Origin of the sequence: Bradyrhizobium elkanii USDA 76 (genome assembly GCF_023278185.1) — a bacterium.
Classification (GTDB): Bacteria; Pseudomonadota; Alphaproteobacteria; order Rhizobiales; family Xanthobacteraceae; genus Bradyrhizobium; species Bradyrhizobium elkanii.
Window position 1 is genome coordinate 6504088 of the sequence record NZ_CP066356.1, and the last position, 16664, is coordinate 6520751.

At 64.3% G+C, this 16664-nt stretch carries 16 protein-coding genes; 5 read left to right on the top strand and 11 right to left on the bottom strand.

Annotated elements, in window-relative coordinates; translation table 11 throughout:
- Positions 1-13: 13 nt before the first annotated feature.
- The 5 genes from JEY66_RS31310 to JEY66_RS31330 form a co-directional block, all read right to left on the bottom strand.
- On the bottom strand, positions 14-862 hold the full coding sequence (locus JEY66_RS31310) for an ABC transporter ATP-binding protein (RefSeq protein WP_018270482.1): 849 nt from the start codon (positions 860-862) through the stop codon (positions 14-16).
- Between the two features lie 124 nt (positions 863-986).
- Positions 987-1985, bottom strand: a complete 999-nt coding sequence (locus JEY66_RS31315) for an ABC transporter substrate-binding protein (RefSeq protein ID WP_016842152.1) — start codon at positions 1983-1985, stop codon at positions 987-989.
- A 58-nt stretch (positions 1986-2043) separates the two neighbouring features.
- A complete protein-coding gene (locus JEY66_RS31320) occupies positions 2044-2853 on the bottom strand; it encodes an ABC transporter permease (RefSeq protein ID WP_016842153.1) in 810 nt (269 codons plus the stop codon).
- A gap of 254 nt (positions 2854-3107) precedes the next feature.
- On the bottom strand, positions 3108-3764 hold the full coding sequence (locus tag JEY66_RS31325) for a TetR/AcrR family transcriptional regulator (RefSeq protein WP_018270481.1): 657 nt from the start codon (positions 3762-3764) through the stop codon (positions 3108-3110).
- A 353-nt stretch (positions 3765-4117) separates the two neighbouring features.
- Positions 4118-4966 carry a VOC family protein gene (locus JEY66_RS31330; RefSeq protein WP_018270480.1) on the bottom strand — a complete coding sequence of 283 codons (849 nt, stop codon included), beginning with the start codon at positions 4964-4966 and terminating at the stop codon, positions 4118-4120.
- Between the two features lie 226 nt (positions 4967-5192).
- Between JEY66_RS31330 and JEY66_RS31335 the strand changes: the two genes are divergently transcribed.
- Positions 5193-6086, top strand: a complete 894-nt coding sequence (locus tag JEY66_RS31335) for a sugar kinase (RefSeq protein ID WP_018270479.1) — start codon at positions 5193-5195, stop codon at positions 6084-6086.
- A 21-nt stretch (positions 6087-6107) separates the two neighbouring features.
- Positions 6108-7043: a ribokinase gene (gene rbsK / locus JEY66_RS31340; protein ID WP_018270478.1), complete on the top strand. Its 936-nt coding sequence runs from the start codon at positions 6108-6110 to the stop codon at positions 7041-7043.
- A 99-nt stretch (positions 7044-7142) separates the two neighbouring features.
- On the opposite strand, the gene JEY66_RS31345 is transcribed toward rbsK, so the two are convergent.
- Positions 7143-8360 (bottom strand): NAD(P)/FAD-dependent oxidoreductase, encoded by a 1218-nt coding sequence (locus JEY66_RS31345; protein WP_016842157.1) that lies wholly within the window; start codon positions 8358-8360, stop codon positions 7143-7145.
- Positions 8361-8612: 252 nt separating this feature from the next.
- Here JEY66_RS31345 and JEY66_RS31350 point away from each other — a divergent pair, with 252 nt between their 5' ends.
- Positions 8613-9407 (top strand): enoyl-CoA hydratase/isomerase family protein, encoded by a 795-nt coding sequence (locus JEY66_RS31350; protein ID WP_026192472.1) that lies wholly within the window; start codon positions 8613-8615, stop codon positions 9405-9407.
- A 16-nt stretch (positions 9408-9423) separates the two neighbouring features.
- Here JEY66_RS31350 and JEY66_RS31355 read toward each other — a convergent pair whose 3' ends face one another.
- The 4 genes from JEY66_RS31355 to JEY66_RS31370 form a co-directional block, all read right to left on the bottom strand.
- Positions 9424-10764: a TRAP transporter large permease gene (locus tag JEY66_RS31355; protein ID WP_018270477.1), complete on the bottom strand. Its 1341-nt coding sequence runs from the start codon at positions 10762-10764 to the stop codon at positions 9424-9426.
- Complete coding sequence (locus tag JEY66_RS31360; RefSeq protein WP_016842160.1) at positions 10761-11345, bottom strand: TRAP transporter small permease; 585 nt, start codon at positions 11343-11345, stop codon at positions 10761-10763. Before JEY66_RS31360 ends, JEY66_RS31355 begins: the two co-directional genes overlap by 4 nt.
- 147 nt (positions 11346-11492) lie before the next feature.
- Complete coding sequence (locus JEY66_RS31365; protein WP_018270476.1) at positions 11493-12494, bottom strand: TRAP transporter substrate-binding protein; 1002 nt, start codon at positions 12492-12494, stop codon at positions 11493-11495.
- Positions 12495-12661: 167 nt separating this feature from the next.
- Positions 12662-14365 (bottom strand): IlvD/Edd family dehydratase, encoded by a 1704-nt coding sequence (locus JEY66_RS31370; protein WP_018270475.1) that lies wholly within the window; start codon positions 14363-14365, stop codon positions 12662-12664.
- Positions 14366-14537: 172 nt separating this feature from the next.
- On the opposite strand from JEY66_RS31370, the gene JEY66_RS31375 reads away from it, so the two are divergent.
- Entirely contained in the window at positions 14538-15230 is a 693-nt protein-coding gene (locus JEY66_RS31375) for a GntR family transcriptional regulator (RefSeq protein WP_016842163.1), read from the top strand.
- A 34-nt stretch (positions 15231-15264) separates the two neighbouring features.
- Entirely contained in the window at positions 15265-15831 is a 567-nt protein-coding gene (locus JEY66_RS31380; RefSeq protein ID WP_125459203.1) for an invasion associated locus B family protein, read from the top strand.
- Here JEY66_RS31380 and JEY66_RS31385 read toward each other — a convergent pair whose 3' ends face one another.
- Positions 15832-16653 carry an NAD-dependent epimerase/dehydratase family protein gene (locus tag JEY66_RS31385; protein ID WP_026192469.1) on the bottom strand — a complete coding sequence of 274 codons (822 nt, stop codon included), beginning with the start codon at positions 16651-16653 and terminating at the stop codon, positions 15832-15834.
- Positions 16654-16664 lie beyond the last annotated feature (11 nt).

Genomic DNA, 16664 nt, shown 5'->3' on the forward strand with positions numbered 1-16664 from the left:
GAAGGCTCGGGTGTTAGTCCAGCGACCCCTGTGTGAAGAAATGCTTCCGGATCCGCTGCACCAGTTCGTTGAAGACAGGATCGGACATCGTCTCGAGCGAGCGCGGCCGCGGCATCGGCACGTCGTAGATCGCGGCGATCGCGCCGGGCCGCTCGGTCATCACGAGCACGCGGTCGGCGAGGAACACGGCCTCGGGAATCGAGTGCGTGATCAGCAAGACCGTCTTGCCGGTCTCGCGCTGGATCCGCATCAATTCGACGTTCATCCGCTCGCGCGTCATGGCGTCGAGCGCGCCGAACGGCTCGTCCATCAGCATGATCTTCGGATCGTGCACCAGCGCGCGGCAGATCGAGGCGCGCTGCTGCATGCCGCCGGACAGCTGCCAGGGCAGCTTCTTCTCGAAACCTTCGAGGCCGACCAGCTTCAGCAGGTCCTTGGCGCGGGCGAGATATTTGTCCCGCGGCAGCTGCTTCATGTCGATCGGCAGCATCACGTTGGAGAGGATGTTGCGCCAAGGCAGCAGCAGCGCGTTCTGGAACACGATGCCGACATTGCCGTGCGGCCTGGTCACCGGCTCGCCGTCGACCAGCACCTCGCCCGTCGTCGGCGGCAGCAGGCCCGAGATCATCTTGAGCAGCGTGGACTTGCCGCAGCCGGAGGGCCCGACCACGACGAAGAACTCGCCGTCATTGATGGTGAAGTCGAGCGGCCGCAGCGACGGCACATCGCCGTCGCGCGACCGGTAGGTCTTCGACACGCCCGACAGCTTGATGCCCGGCGTGGCACCGGCCGCGCGGTCCGACACCAGACGCAGATGCGCGGCGGGCTGAACGTCGGCTATTGGCTTGGTCGCTGGGTTCATTCTGCCCGGTCCGCAGGGACATAGATTGCTGTCATTCCGGAATGGTCCGAAGGACCAGACCCGGAATTTCGAGATTCCGGGTTCGATGCTTCACATCGCCCCGGAATGATGGTGCCTGTTGCAGTCACGAATCGCCCTTCGGCAGATAGTCGTTGGTGTAGAACGCCTTCGGATTGGCCTTGGCCTTGGCGTCGAGGCCGCCATACTCGACCATCAAATTGACCGACTCGGTCATGTTCTGGTCGGTGACCTGGAACGGCCGCCTGGTCCTGGTCTCCGCCGTGCGATAAAGCGGGATCGTCAGCTCGAAGCCTTGCGTCAACGTGTCGATCTTGCCGCCCTTCGGGTTGGCGTCGAGGATCGTCTGCGCGGCGGCCTTGGGGTCCTTCTCCGCGGCTTCCACCGCCTTGGTGGTCGCCGACATGAAGCGGCGCACCAGGTCGGCATTGGCCTTCACATAGTCGGAGTTCGCGATGATGCCCGACGACACCATGTTGATGCCGTAGTCGGCGAACTTGATCGGATAGACGTCCTTGCCGGTGGCATCCTTGATCTTCATCGACTGGTCCATGACGTAGCCGAGCAGCAGGTCGGCCTGGCCGTTGATCACGGCGTTGAGCTTGGTCTGGCCGTCGCCGGCGACGGTGTTGAAATCGCTTTCCCTGAGGCCGGTCTTCTTCAGGAACAGCGGCCAGATCTGCGTCATCGAATCCGCCGGCGTGATCGCGACCGTCTTGCCCTTGATGTCCTCCGGCTTCCTGATGTTCTTGTCGGCAAGGCTCATCGCCGACATCGGGCTAGTCTGCAGCAGCACGCCGGTGGCGATCACGGGCGCGCCCTTCACCGCGGCGCGCATCATCGTGGGCACGTCGACATAGCCGAAATCGGCGGTCTTGGCCGCCACCGCCTGCGTGGTCGCCGCCGAACCGCGGCCTTCCTGGATCTCGAGGTCGATGCCCTCAGTGGCGTAGATGCCCTTGGCCTTGCCGTAATAGAACGGCGCGTGCTCGCCATAGACGTACCAGTTCAGCATCAGCACGACCTTGTCGGCCGCGGACACCGGTGCCACCGCTAGTGCGGTCCAGGCGAGCGCGGCACCCGCGACCGCAATCAAACGCTTCATGGTTGTTCTCCCTTTATTGTCCGCGGTCCTTGCGTGGACCGCTTGTCCGGTTGCTGCGCTAGGAAGCGAAGATGATGTCGTCGCGCTGGCTGACGTGCCAGGGGATCACCAGCCGCTCGATGCGGTCGACGATCCAGAACAGGATGACGCCGAGCAGCGCAAGGATCACCAGCGCGGCGAACATCGTCGGCAGGTCGAAGGTGCCGATCGAGCGCTGCATCACGTAGCCGATGCCGGAATTGGAGCCGACGAACTCTCCGACGACGGCGCCGACCACGGCGAGCGTCACCGAGACTTTCAGGCCGGAAAAGATCGCGGGCATCGCGTGCGGCAGGTTGACCGCGCGGAACACCTGGAAGCGACTGCCCTGCATCGCGCGCGCCAGATCGACCATATCAGGGTCGACCGACTTGAAGCCCTGCACCGCCGAGACCACCACGGGGAAGAAGCCGAGCAGGAATGCGGAGATCACCTTGGGGATGATGCCGAAGCCGAACCACACCACGAACAGCGGCGCGATCGCGATCTTCGGCACGGACTGGGAGAATACCAGCAGCGGATAGACGTAGCTCTCGACCGTCTTCGAACCCGCGATCAGCATCGCGACGGGAATGCCGAACAGCGCCGAGAGCAGGAAGCCGCAAATCGTTGCATAGGTGGTCGGCCAGGACTGCCGCAGCAGCTCCGGCCAGTCGCTCCAGAGCACCGCCACGACGTCGCCGGGCGAGGGAATTTGGTAGGCCGGAATATGGAACAAGCGGATCGCGAGGTCCCAGGCCGCCACGATGACGACCAAGAACAGGAACGGACGTACCCACGCCGCATTCAGCACCTTCGACAGGCCCGAAGGGCTCTTTGCCTCCGCCACGTCACGCTCCCTTTGCAGTCTCTCTGTTCGTTCAGAAATTAACCCGTTGGATAAATACTGTCCAGCCCCAAGCGCGCGGCAAAATCGCACCGAAATACGCTACTTTCGTCAGGCGAGAATTCTATGGTCCGTAGCCCGGATGCAGCGGAGCGTAATCCGGGGCCCGGAGTGTCTACGGATAAAGCTGCCCCGGATTGCGCTGCGCTTCATCCGGGCTACAAGACACCATTGGCAATAAGCGCGAACGCGCCGCCTCACACCACGCGGTGTTCCATCGACTTCAGCGCCGGCATCGCTCCGCCGAATCCTGCCGTCGACTTGCCGGTCAGCGCCGCCAGCACCAGCGCGGTCATGTGCTCGAGGCGCTCGTCGCGGGCGTCCTTCTTCAAGAGGTCGCGGCCGAAGATCACGCTCAGCGTGGCGCTGTTGGAGAGATAGAAGAACGCCAGCCCGGCGATCGAGATGTAGAGCTGCACCGGATCGACCGCGACTCGGAAATCGCCGCTCTCGACCCCGCGCGTCACCACGGTGCGGATCATCTCGACAAAGGGCGAGTGCATCGACTTGACCTTGGTCGATCGCTTCAGGTGTTTTGCCTTGGCGAGGTTTTCCGTGTTCAGCAGTGCCAGGAACTCGGGATTGCGCAGAAAATAGTTCCACGTGAAGTCGATCAGGCGTCCGATCGCCTCGGGCGGATCGAGATGCTCGAGATCGAGGGTGCGCTCCTCGGCGCGGATCTTCTCATAGGCGCCTTCCAGCACCTCGAGATAAAGATCCTCCTTGTTGCCGACGTGGTAGTACAGCATGCGCTTGTTGGCGCCGGCGTTGGCCGCGATGCGGTCGACCCGCGCGCCGGCGAGGCCATGGGCGGCGAATTCCTGCTTTGCGGCCTCGAGAATCCGCAGCCGCATCCCCTGGGGGTCGCGCTGCCATCTCTGTATTCGCTTTGCCTTGGCCAAATCGATCGCCCGGTGATGCTGGGTTGGTGAATGTAGCATGACGCGCGACGTTTGAGAACGAATGTTGTCGTGACGCTTGTGCGGGAATATTTCTCGCAACCACCCTCCTCGTCATTCCCCGGTGCGCAATTGCGCACCTGAGGGCGTGCGCGGCATGAACCCGGAATCCATCGGGCAACATGTTCCGTGCGTGAATGGATTCCGGGTTCTCGCTTCGCGAGCCCCCAGGTGCGCAATTGCGCACCGGGGAATGACGAGAAACTCAAAACACGCACTGCCGGGACGACCCGCGGATGAGACGCAGCCTAGTCCGGCTTTCCCTGTGACGGCTGCACCAGAAGCGTCGGCACACCGCATGTGCCGTTGCGCACCGTCATCACGCGCGTGCCGGTCTTGCGGCCGGTGCGGACCTCGGAGACGTCGACGCCAGCGGCAATCAGCCGCGCACGTGTGGCATCGATGTCGGCGACGCGCCAGCAGATGCCGCGCAGCCGGTCCGGCGCGTCCGTCTCCGATTTGCCCGGCCGGTGCGTGACCTCGACCACGAGGTCGCCGCAGCGAAAGAACATCAGCCGGCCCCACTCCGGATGCGACCGGTCGAGCGCCATGTCGAGGCCGAGCCGCGCGCCATAGAGCGCGGCGGCGCGTTCCGGATCGGCGGTCGAAACCACCACGTGATCCATCGCGGTGATCGATGCGGTCGTGGTGCGGACCGACAGCGGCCGCTCCTGCGCGCGCTCCAGGAAGAACATGCGCACGCCGCGCGTCGCATCGGTCGCAGCGCGGGTCCGCTTCCAAGACAGCACGACGCCACTGGTCTCGTCGCGGCTTTCGACTTCAGTGATGGGTTCGGGCTTCAGCGTCAGCCGATCGAGCCTGCGGTGTGTCTTCGCGATATCGCTGGTGCGGAAGCAGAGGCTCGCAAGCCCCTCGCCCTGGGTGGCTAGCGCGCTGCGGACACGCTGGGCTGCATCATCGTCGCCGCGCGGCGCCACCAATTCCAGCGTGGTGTTGTCGAGCGTGAACAGCGTGCGGTCCGCGCCGCCGTCGCTGTAGCGCCAGGAGGGCGTCCGCGCGAACAGCGTCTCGTAGGCCGCGCTGGCAGCCGCGATGTCGCCGGTCAGGACGACGACGTGATCGAGACCGGTAATCATGGCTGCAACCTCCCCGAATCTGCCGTCATTGTGTTTCTCCCTTGACCCAACCCGGAACCACGGACTGCCGCCGGCCGTTATGCCGCATGCGAGAACGGCCCGGCGCAATCATCACCTCTACCTGTAAACCAGGCAGGGTTGCGAATAATTTCAGCTATATCGGCCGATCAGCAATGCTAGTCTGGAACCGCCGGCCGGGACCACACCAAGCCACGACGGAAAGCGAATGCAGGCTCTCTTCATCGGACAGACCTATATCGACGTCACCTTCATCACGGATCACATGCCCGTCGGCGACGAAAAGCACGTCGCCGACGCCTATGCGGTGTCGTTCGGCGGCAACGCCGTGACCGCAGCATTCTGCTGCGCCAAGCTCGGCGTCCCGCCGGACCTGATCGCCACCATGGCCAATGACTGGCTGGGACGGATGTTCTGGGACATGGCCGACAGGTACGGCATCTCGTTCCACCCCCGCAAGGTCAACTCCTCCTCGCTGTCCTTCATCATGCCGAACGACGGCAAGCGCGCCATCGTCCGCTGCCGCGACGACCAGCACATCCACCCCTTTCCGCTGCTGAACATCAAGGGCTGCCGCGCGTTGCACATCGACGGCCACCAGCCGGACGCCGCGATCCATTATGCAAAGCTGTGCCGCGAGGACGGCATCCTGACCTCGCTCGACGGCGGCGGCCTGCGCACCAACACCCACGAGCTGCTCGCATTCATCGACATTGCGATCGTCGCCGAACGGCTGTGCGAGCAGATGGACAAGACGCCGGAGCAGATGCTCGACTATCTCAAGAGCCGCGGCTGCAAGGTCGGCGGCGTCACCATGGGCGAGCGCGGCCTGCTCTGGTATGACGAGGCCGGCACGGTGCGCACGCTGCCGGCTTTCCCGATCCCGCGCGCGCGCGTGATCGACACCAACGGCGCCGGCGACGTCTTCCACGGCGCCTACATCTACTCTTACCTTTCGAACCCGAGCAAAGGCTGGCATGAGCACTTCAAGTTCGCGCGTGCAGCCTCGACCTTCAAGATCCAGAAGCTCGGCAACGAGGCCGGCTTGCCGACACTCGCCGATATCGCAGCGGTCAAGCAGGAATTTCGCGCCGAGGCCTGATATCGGTGAACGGGGCTAGTCATGAGGCACGTCTTCGTCGCCGGCAGCATCAATATGGACGTGGTGGCGACCGCCGAGCGCCATCCGCGGATCGGCGAAACCGTCGCCGGCGAGGCCGTGCTCTATTTTCCCGGAGGCAAGGGCGCCAACCAGGCGGTGGCTTCGGCCAAGCTCGGCGTCCCGACCACGCTTGTCGGCCGGCTCGGCACCGATGCGTTTGGCAAGGAACTGCGAGCGTTCCTTGTCGCGCAAGGCGTCGATCTCTCCTGCGTCAAGACTACGAGCGGCACCCATTCAGGCACGGCGATCATCACGCTCGCCAATGCCGACAACACGATCGTCGTCGTGCCGGGCGCCAACGGGCTGGTCAGTGCCCGTGACGTCGCCTCACCTGATTTCGTAAGAGGCGACGTCGCGGTCAGCCAGTTCGAGATCCCGCTGCCGGCGATCGCTGCCTTCTTCCGGCGCGCCCGAGCCGTCGGCGCCACCACGATCCTTAATCCGGCACCGGCAAAACAGGCCGACAAGGCTCTGCTCGATCTCGTCGACATCCTCGTTATGAACGAGACCGAACTCGGCTACCTGACTGGCACGGAGCTGCGAGACAGCGACACGCCGGAGCGCTTCTCCGAGGCGGCCCGGACCTTGGGGCAAGGCAGGATCGTTTGCGTCACGCTCGGAAAGCGTGGCGTGCTGGCGCTGGTCGACAACCAGCCGCTGCTCGTGCCGGGACGCGAGGTCAAGGCCGTCGACACCACAGGCGCCGGCGATTGCTTCGTCGGCGCTCTCGCCTCACAGCTTGCCATCGGCAAGCCGCTCGGCGACGCCCTGGCCTACGCCAACGCTGCGGCCTCGATTTGCGTGCAACGGATGGGAGCCGCGCCGTCGATGCCGACGGCGCAGGAGGTCGAGGACGCTCTCTCCCCACGTCGTCCCGGCGAAGGCCGGGACCCATAACCACAAATGTCAATTGTTTGCGGCGCTGGAACGACTAGTCCCGTTCACTAGACCCGCCGCGGAGTATGGGTCCCGGCTTTCGCCGGGACGACGAGGTTGTTAGGAAAGCGCACTCTTCAGATCAAAGCTCGCATCCGCCGCCTGCTCCGGGGTGATCGAGCCGCCGGCGCCGAGCAGCCGGCGGCCGAACATGTGATCGCCGGCGCGGTTGACCGATTCGATGCCGAGCAGTTTGTCGCCGCGGTAGCAGAACGCCGAGAACGCGCCCTGCGCGCGGTCGCCGCGCACCACGACGCGGTCGTAGCCGGTGGTGAGACCCGCCATCTGCAGCTTGTCGGGGCCCTGATCGCTCCAGAACCACGGCAGGCCGTCATAGACCTCGGTCTTGCCGGTCAGCCGCGACGCCACGCAGCGCGCATGGTCGGTCGCGTTCTGCACCGACTCCAGCCGCAGCGATCCGCCGAAGCGTTTGCTGGTATAGAGCGCGCAATCGCCGATCGCGGAGACGTTCGGATCGGCGGTCAGAAGATGCTCGTCGACGATGATGCCGGATGCCACCGGCAGGCCGGCCTCCGCGGCAAGCTCGACATTCGGCAGCACGCCGACACCGACCACGACGAGATCGGCCGGGATATGCGTGCCGTTGCTCAGGCTGACGCCGGTAACCTTGCCGCCATCGGCCTCGATCGCCGTGACCTGCACCCCGAGGTGAATCCGGATGCCGGCCGCGCTGTGGCGGGATTGCGAGAACTCGGAAATCTCCGCGGTCACCGCCCGCGCCATCACGCGGGAGGCGAGTTCGACCACATCGACCTCGAGGCCCTTGGCCCGGGCGGTGGCGGCGAATTCGAGCCCGATGAAGCCCGCGCCGATCACGACGACACGCATGCCGGGCGCGATCAAGTCGCGCAGCGCCTGGCTCTCATCCAGGATGCGCAGGTAGCGGACTGCATCGAGCCTGGCGTTGGGGATATCCAGCAGCCGGTTCCGCGCGCCGGTGGCGAACACCAGATGGCCGTAGTCGAGCGATGCGCCGGAGGCGAGCGCCACTTTCCGCGCATTGCGGTCGATCGCATGGGCGCGATCGGTGATCAGCTCGATCTCGTTGTCCTGGTAGAACTTGTCGGGCCGGAACATCAGGGTCTCGGGCCCGCCGGTCCCCTTCAGATAGGCCTTCGACAGCGGCGGCCGCTGATACGGCAAATGGCCTTCATCATTGATCAGGGCGATGCGTTCGGCGAAGCCGGCCTGGCGCAGCGACGCCGCGAGCTGGAAGCCGGCGTGTCCGGCGCCCACGATGATGACCGAGCCCGTCATCGGAACAACCCAAATACGCGCGAGCAGGAGCGACCCATGCCGTTTCCTCTTGTCGATGTTAGCTTGCTTGCCCCGTCCCCACAGCGCTCGTGTCTGCGTACCGAAGGCGCGTGCCATTTGGCCTCATGGCTCGAGCGGACGCAAGGGGGTCCCAGGCGATTCTGGGCGCCCCCCCCCGGCCGCCGGGCCGGATTGCCACGGCTCCCGCCAAGGCCTTAAATATGCGGAACCAACAAGCCCAAGGTCTTCAATATGCCAGCACCCGCCCCCTCCGCCAACGACCCCGCTTTGCTCCGCATCGACGGCGCCATCGCGACCATCACGCTGAACCGGCCGGCCGCGTTCAACGCGATCGACATGACGATCGCCAAAAAGCTCGAGCAACTCAGCGCCGAGGTCGAAGCCAACAAGGACATTCGCGTGCTGGTCATCGAGGGCGAAGGCCGCGCCTTCTGCGCCGGCGGCGATCTGCAGACCATCGGCGCTGCGACCGAAGCCAACAATGTCGCCCCCGTGGTCGGCGAGATGCTTCACCACTACCATGCCTTCATCGAGACCGTCCGGCGGATGCCGAAGATCGTGTTATCCAGCGTGCATGGTTCGGCGGCGGGCGCCGGCATGGGCCTCGCGTTCGTGACCGACCTGTGTATCGCCGCAGACGATGCCCGCTTCACGCCCGCCTATGCCAAGATCGGCGTGTCGCCGGATGGCGGCAGCACGGTCGGCATCGTCGGCACGGTCGGTACCCGCCGCGCGCTGCAGATTTTCCTCGCCGAGGATGGATTCACCGCGCAGCAGGCCTATGAATGGGGTCTCGTCGTCAAGACCGTCCCCGCGGCCGAGTTGAAGGCGGCCACCCGGCAACTCGCCGAGCGCCTGGCGCAAAATCCGCCCGCCGCAATAGCTGGGACCAAGTCACTGGTCTATCAGGCCGCCACCACGCCGACCAAGCAGCAGCTCGACGCCGAGGAACACAAGATCATCACGGCGATGCATACCGACGATTTCCGCGTCGCCGTGAAGAAGTTCACCAGCAAGTCGAAGTAGGCCCGCGACGGATCGGCTAGTTCGGACAGATATAGCCGGTGCCGCCGGGTGCCTTGAAGCAGCCGACCGATTCCGGGATCACCTGCTTGGGGAGCCACAGCACGACCTTCGGAAAATAGATCGTGAAGCAGATCGTGACCAGGAACACGACATAGATCGGCAGCGCCGCCCGCAACGCTTTTGCAAAACTGATGCCGACGAATTTCGAGGCCATCAGCAGCACGAGCCCGTAGGGCGGCGTGATCAGGCCGAACGCCAGCGTTGCGATCAGCACCACGCCCATATGCACGCCGTTGATGTCGCCGGCCTGGGTCAGCGCGTTGACCAGCGGCATGAAGATGATGATGGTCGGCACCGGCTCGATGAAGTCGCCGACCACGGTGAACAGCAGCACCATCAGGAGCATGATGAGGTGTGGGTCGTTGCCGGCGATCGAGGTGATCCAGTCGGCGATGTAGATCGCGCCGCGCAGATAGGCCAGCATCCAGCCGAACGCGTTCGCCGCGCCGATCGTGATCAGCGGCAGCGAGAAGATCAGGCCGGCCAGACAGAAGTCGTACGGGATCTTCTTCAGGTGCCCGCGGTTCAGCGCCGGGATCACCACGATGACGATGTAGGCGACCGCAACGACCCCGGCCTCGGTCGGCGTGAACCAGCCGGTCAGGATGCCGCCGAGCAGGATCACCGGGATCATCATCGGGAGCGCCGCGTCACCGGCGGCGAACACAACCTGGCGCGGCGGCGCGCGCGGCTTGCGCAGGCCCGAGGGCCCGAAGAAGTAGCAATAGATCATCAGCCCGAAGCCGATCATCAGCCCGGGCACCACGCCGGCCATGAACAGCCCGGCGATCGAGACATTGCCGACCGCACCATAGACCACCGCCGTGATGCTCGGCGGCACCAGCGCTGCGATCGTCGAGGCCGAGGCGATGATCGCGGCGATGAAGGCCGGCTCATACCCTTCCCGCCGCATCGGCCCGCCGAGCGCCCGGCTCATGACCGCGACGTCGGCGGTGGTCGAGCCCGACATCTCCGAGAAGAACATGCTGAAGACGACAACGACCTGCGACAGCCCGCCCCTGATGTGACCGACCAGCGAGACCGACAGATTGGCGATGCGGACCACGACATTTGCCGAGCTCATGAGCTCGCCGACCAGGAGGAAGAACGGGATCGCAAGCAGCGCCTCGGAATCGACGCCGTCGAAGATCTTCTGGATGATCGCCGCCAGCGAGACGTCTGATAGCACTGCGCCGACGAACACGCCGGCCATCAGCGAGAACGGCACGGGCACGCCGAGATAGCCGAAGAACAGGAAGCAGAACGACATCAGCGCAAGCACGACCGGGGCGCTCACGGCTGAACTCCCGTCGTCGCGCGGGTGTCGATCGCAGGAATCGGAAGGTCGTCATCCGGCGGCTCCGGATGGTCAAAGCCGTTGCGGATGCCGTTGACGAGCTGCTCGATCGTGAACAGACCGATCAGGATTCCGGAGAGCGGGATCACCGCATAGAGCGAGGCGATCGGCGTACCCGACGGCAGGCGGAAGCTGCCGAAGCCGCGGAGGTAATTTTGATAGCCGTACCACACCAGGCAAAGGGCGACGCCCAGCACCACCAGACGGATGACGATCTCCACGAGCAGCCGCGACCTGCCATGCAGCGCTTCGGAGATCGCGGTGAGATAGAGATGGTCGTTGCGCCGTGTCGCGACCGCGGCCCCGATGAAGATCGCGTAGATGAACAGCGTCGAGGTCACCTCCTGCAGCCACAGCCAGGGATGACCGATGGTGCGGGTGACGATATCTGCGGTCACCGACAGCGAGAAGCCGAAGCACAGCAAGCCGCACAGCATCATCAGGATCAGCTCGAGCCGGTCGAGCGCCCGCCATTTCAGATGCCGCTGCCGTTGCAGCACCAGCGTGTCGGCGATGGCCATCGAATGCTCCGTCCTCGTATGTCGTCCCGGCGAAGGCCGGGACCCATAACCACCGGCGCCTGATGCTTTGAGAAAGAACGGCGGCCCGGTGCTTCAATGGACGAGCCGCAGCGTATGGGTCCCGGCCTTCGCCGGGACGACGCTTGTCTAGTTGACCGCGCGGATCAAATTCTTGATCTTCTCCGCATGTGGCCCGAGATCCTTGGCGAGCTTGTCGAGATAGGGATCGGCGATCGCGGTAAAGCTCTTCTTGTCGACGTCCTCGACCACCTTGACGCCGAACGACTTCAGTTTTGCAGCCGCGTTCTTCTCCAATTCGAACGCCTTCGCCGGCTCCTTGGCGCTGACCTCGGCGGCCGCCGTCGTCACCCAGGTCTTCTGCTCGGCTGAAAGGCTCTGCCACAGCTTGTCGCTGACGAACAGCAGCGCATTGTTGGCCTCGTGCTCGGTCATCGAGAGCACCGGCGCGACTTCGTAGTGCTTGTTGACGAGGTAAACGTTCACGCTGTTTTCCGCCGCATCGACGACGCCGGTCTGCAATGACGTGTACACGCTGCCGAACGGCATATGGACGGTTTGCGCCGCGTAAGCCGGGAAGATCGTGTCTTCCGTAGCCGTCGCCTGAACACGAATCTTTACACCCTTGAGGTCGCTGACATTGTGGATTTCCTTCCTCGCATAGATGCTTCTCACACCTTGGCTGCCCGTCGCGATGACATGAAGGCCTTGCGACGTGTCGTCGATCATCGCCTTGATCGCATCGATCACCTTCTGATCGGCAAGCGCCTTGACCACGTGGTTGGCGTCGCGGAACAGGAAGTGCAGCGACATCACACCGGCCTGCGGCGAGATGGTTGCAGTGTTCGCCGACGAGATGATGGCGAATTCAATGTCTCCGGATTTCACAAGCTGCAGCAGCTGCGGCTCCTGTCCGAGCTGCGCTCCCGGATACTGGTCGACGATCATGGTCCCCTTGCTCAATTCCTTGAGCTTGGCGGAGAACATGTCGTAGGCGACGCTATATCCGGTATTGAGCTGCTGATCGTGCGCGAAGCGGTAATGCTTGACCTCCTGCGCGCCAGCACGCGGCGGCAGCAGCAACGCTGCCGCAGCCACGGCAATCCCGACGATCCCAGCTGAATAGCCCATCGCGACGTTCCCCCTGTTTTTAATTGAGGAGATCATCCCACCAGTCGCGCTGGATTGTCAATAAAACAGGCGAAACGAGCTGCCCTCGGGTATTATTGAGTGCCGCATCGCAGAAATTATCGACAATTCGACCGCCGGGCCGAACGACGCCGGCTACTTGCGACTTGCTACTTCCCCTTGGCGCGCATGAAGTCGAAATCGCAGCCCTCGTCGGCCTGCAGGATGGTTTCGTTGAAAAGGTGCGCGTAGCCGCGCTTGGCCCAATCGGGCGTACCGGCCGGCGCGAGCGCGGCGCGGCGCTTCTGCAATTCGGCCTCGTCGACCAAAAGATCGATGCTGCGCTTGGCGACATCGAGCCGGATCATGTCGCCGTTCCGCACCAGCCCGAGCGGACCGCCGACGGCGGATTCCGGCGTGATGTGCAGCACGATGGTGCCGAACGCGGTGCCGCTCATCCGCGCATCGGAGATGCGGACCATGTCCTTCACGCCGGCGCGCGCGAGTTTCTTCGGGATCGGCAGGTAACCCGCCTCCGGCATGCCCGGCGCGCCCTTCGGGCCGGCATTGCGCAGCACCAGCACGTCGTCGGCGGTCACATCCAGCGCGGGATCGTCGACCCGCAGCGTCATGTCCTCGACCGACTCGAACACCACGGCGCGGCCGGTGTGCTGCAATAGTTTCGGGCTCGCCGCCGAATGCTTGATGACGGCACCGCGCGGCGCGAGATTGCCGTGCAGGATCGCCATCGCGCCTTCGGACTTGATCGGGTTCGCCTTGGAGCGGATCGCGTCCTGCCCGGGCACATCCTCCGCGTTGGCGACGACCTCACGCAAGGTCTGGCCGGTGATGGTCTTGGCATCGAGATCGATGAGGTCGCCGAGTTGCGCCATCAGCTTCGGCACGCCGCCGGCGTGATGAAAATGCTCCATGTAGTGTTCGCCCGACGGCTTGAGGTCGACCAGCACCGGAACCTCGCGGCCCAGCTTGTCGAATGCCTCGAGGTCGATCTTGTGCGGCGAGCGATTGGCGATCGCCGTGAGGTGGATCAGCCCGTTGGTCGAGCCGCCGATCGCCTGCATGACGACCTGGGCGTTGCGGAACGACGACGGCGTCAGGATCTCGCTCGGCTTCGGTCCCTTGGTCTTCGCCATCTCGGCCGCGACGAGGCCGCTGGCCTCCGCAGAGCGGAAGCGTTCGGCATGCGGCGCCGGGATCGTCGCGCTCATCGGCAGCGACAGGCCGAGCGCCTCGGTGATGCAGGCCATGGTGGAGGCGGTGCCCATCACCATGCAGGTGCCCACGGAAGGCGCAAGGCGGCCGTTCACCGCCTCGATCTCATTGTCGTCGATCTCGCCGGCGCGATACTTGCCCCACAGTCTGCGGCAGTCCGTGCAGGCGCCGAGCACCTCGCCCTTGTGATGGCCAACGACCATGGGCCCGACCGGAATCACCACCGTCGGCAGATCGGCGCTGATCGCGGCCATGATCTGCGCCGGCAAGGTCTTGTCGCAGCCGCCGATCACGACCACCGCATCCATCGGCTGGGCGCGGATCATCTCCTCGGTATCCATCGCCATCAGGTTGCGCAGATACATCGAGGTCGGATGCGCAAAGCTCTCCGCGATCGAGATCGTCGGGAACACGAACGGCATCGCGCCCGACAGCATCACGCCGCGCTTCACGGCCTCGATAATCTGCGGCACGTTGCCGTGGCAGGGATTGTAATCGCTATAGGTGTTGGTGATGCCGACGATCGGGCGATTGAGCGCATCGTCCGAATAGCCCATCGCCTTGATGAACGCCTTGCGCAGGAACAGCGAGAAGCCGGCGTCACCATAGCTTGTCAGTCCCTTGCGAAGTCCGTCGGCCATTTTCTTGTCGTCCCGTGGTTGTTCGGCCGCACTTAAGGAGCGGCAGGAATTATTGTCAATATGAGATAATCCGGTCGCGACGGGTGGCTGGTCTGCGGCAAAATCGCCCCCATTATTGACAATAACCGTGGCGCCATGCTGACCTCAGGCACCGATCGGGAGCCGAGAGCGCATGACAGCCGAGCCCACATTGCCCGAACTCCAGGCCCCCTCGCGCGAGGAGGAACAGGCGGAAGTGATCCGCCGGTTGGAGGAGGACATCATCTTCGGCCGCTTCGCGCCCGGTTTGCGGCTGGTCGAGGATACCTTGATGCAGCGCTATGGCGCGAGCCGGCATTTCGTCCGCCAGGCGCTGTTCCAGCTCGAGCGCCAGGGCATCGTGCTGCGCGAGAAGAATGTCGGCGCCACGGTGCGGTTCTATTCGGCCGAGGAAGTACGGCAGATCTATGAGGTACGCGAGATGCTGACGCGCCAGGCCGCGCTGATGATCGCCCTGCCCGCGCCGCAAAGCCTGATCGACCAATTGAGCGAACTGCAACGGCATTACAGCACCAAGGCCGAGGCGCAGGACATGCGCGGCATTCACGAGACCAACGATGCGTTCCACCTCGCGCTGTTCTCCGCCTGCGGCAATCCCTACCTCGTCCGCTCGCTGCAGGACTACATGAACCTGACGCTGCCGATGCGCGCCAAAAATCTCGCCGACAGCGAGGGCCTCGCATTGTCGCGCCGCCAGCACGAATTGATGATCGAGCTCTTGAAGGGCCGCGACGGCTGGGCGCTGGCGCAGCTCTGCGTCGATCACATGCAGTACAGCAAGGCGGATTATCTCGTCCGCATCTCCAACGACAAAAAGCCGCAATAGCGCGATACGCGGCCTCCTCGTGAAGGAGACGGCGATGCGCTACGTGGCTATATTCCTTGGATCGTTGGCCGTGCAGCTCGCGCTCGGCGGCGTCGGCGAAGCGGGCGATCCGCGCGCGACGCAGCTCACCTACGAGCCCTGGACCAAGACGTGCCTGACAGAGGCTAGCTGCTTCGTCGGCGCCGCCGCGCGCGGTCAGTGCTCGCCGTCGGGCGGCACACTCAGCGTCTCGCCGCAGAACAGCAAGCGCGCCATCGTGAGCGCCAACGTCGGAACGCGGACCATGCTGGAAGGCACGATCAGCCTCCGCATCGATCAGGACGAGCCGATCCAGATCGCCAAGCCGCATTGCTATACGCTCGGCTGCGGCGGCACGCTCGAGGCCGACGGCGAAATGATCGAGCGGCTGAAGCACGCGCAGACCATCGCCGTCGAAGCCAAGAACCTTACCGGGCAGACCATCAGCCTCGCCTTTCCTCTCACGCACTTCGCCGAGACCTTTGACGGGCCCGGCAACCCGCCCAAGACATCCGGGCAAGGTTCGAAGGACGCGCAGCAGCACACCGAATCCGTGAAGCAACTGCCGCAATGCGAGGATTGATCACTTCTTCCAGTCGATCACTCTCTCCTTGTCGCCATCGAACTCCATGCTGCAGAACGCGCCGCCCTGATAATAGTCGCCGACCGGATCCGGCGGCAGCTTGGCCTGCTCGGCCATCGCGTGCTCGCGGAAATCCTCAGCCCGTCCGGTCGGGCGATAGCCGAGATCGTAGGCGCGGTGATTGTCCCACCACGAGCGCTCATTGTAGGACGCGCCGTACAACACCTCGAAATGAATGTCGGGATGCTCGAGCCCGATGCGGCAGAGCTGAACCAGATCTTCGGGCTTGAGCCAGATCGAGAGCCGGCGGTGGTCGAGCGGCGCCTCGCCGAAATTGCCGATCCGCAGGCAGGTGACCTTGATGCCGTGCTTGTCGGCATAGAGCGCGCCGACGCCTTCGCCGAACACCTTGCTCACACCGTAACGACTGTCCGGCCGCGCGGTGACGTCGGTGCCGATGCGGTGATGGCGCGGATAGAATCCGACCGCGTGATTGGATGAGGCGAAGATCACGCGCTTGACGCCCTTTTTGCGCGCCGCCTCGAACAGATTGTAGCAGCCGATGATGTTGGACTGCAGGATCGCGTCCCAGGGTCCTTCGACCGAATAGCCGCCGAAATGCAGGATGCCGTCGACGCCCTCGCAGATCGCCTCGACCTCTGCGAGGTCGGCGAGATCGGCCGCCTTGAACTTTTCGTAGCCGCCGAGATCGGAGGGCTGCTTGATGTCGCTCAGCAGGAGATCCGGATAGATCGGCGGCAGCAGCTTGCGCAGGCTCGTTCCGATTCCCCCCGATGCGCCGGTCATCAAAATGCGTGGCATGCCGTCCCTCT

Excerpts from the sequence above, each read along its gene's own strand:
- JEY66_RS31310 (WP_018270482.1), bottom strand. The coding sequence starts at position 862 with ATGAACCCAGCGACCAAGCCAATAGCCGACGTTCAGCCCGCCGCGCAT.
- JEY66_RS31315 (WP_016842152.1), bottom strand. The coding sequence starts at position 1,985 with ATGAAGCGTTTGATTGCGGTCGCGGGTGCCGCGCTCGCCTGGACCGCA.
- JEY66_RS31325 (WP_018270481.1), bottom strand. The coding sequence starts at position 3,764 with ATGCGGCTGCGGATTCTCGAGGCCGCAAAGCAGGAATTCGCCGCCCAT.
- JEY66_RS31330 (WP_018270480.1), bottom strand. The coding sequence starts at position 4,966 with ATGATTACCGGTCTCGATCACGTCGTCGTCCTGACCGGCGACATCGCG.
- JEY66_RS31335 (WP_018270479.1), top strand. The coding sequence starts at position 5,193 with ATGCAGGCTCTCTTCATCGGACAGACCTATATCGACGTCACCTTCATC.
- rbsK (WP_018270478.1), top strand. The coding sequence starts at position 6,108 with ATGAGGCACGTCTTCGTCGCCGGCAGCATCAATATGGACGTGGTGGCG.
- JEY66_RS31345 (WP_016842157.1), bottom strand. The coding sequence starts at position 8,360 with ATGACGGGCTCGGTCATCATCGTGGGCGCCGGACACGCCGGCTTCCAG.
- JEY66_RS31350 (WP_026192472.1), top strand. The coding sequence starts at position 8,613 with ATGCCAGCACCCGCCCCCTCCGCCAACGACCCCGCTTTGCTCCGCATC.
- JEY66_RS31360 (WP_016842160.1), bottom strand. The coding sequence starts at position 11,345 with ATGGCCATCGCCGACACGCTGGTGCTGCAACGGCAGCGGCATCTGAAA.
- JEY66_RS31365 (WP_018270476.1), bottom strand. The coding sequence starts at position 12,494 with ATGGGCTATTCAGCTGGGATCGTCGGGATTGCCGTGGCTGCGGCAGCG.
- JEY66_RS31370 (WP_018270475.1), bottom strand. The coding sequence starts at position 14,365 with ATGGCCGACGGACTTCGCAAGGGACTGACAAGCTATGGTGACGCCGGC.
- JEY66_RS31375 (WP_016842163.1), top strand. The coding sequence starts at position 14,538 with ATGACAGCCGAGCCCACATTGCCCGAACTCCAGGCCCCCTCGCGCGAG.
- JEY66_RS31380 (WP_125459203.1), top strand. The coding sequence starts at position 15,265 with ATGCGCTACGTGGCTATATTCCTTGGATCGTTGGCCGTGCAGCTCGCG.
- JEY66_RS31385 (WP_026192469.1), bottom strand. The coding sequence starts at position 16,653 with ATGCCACGCATTTTGATGACCGGCGCATCGGGGGGAATCGGAACGAGC.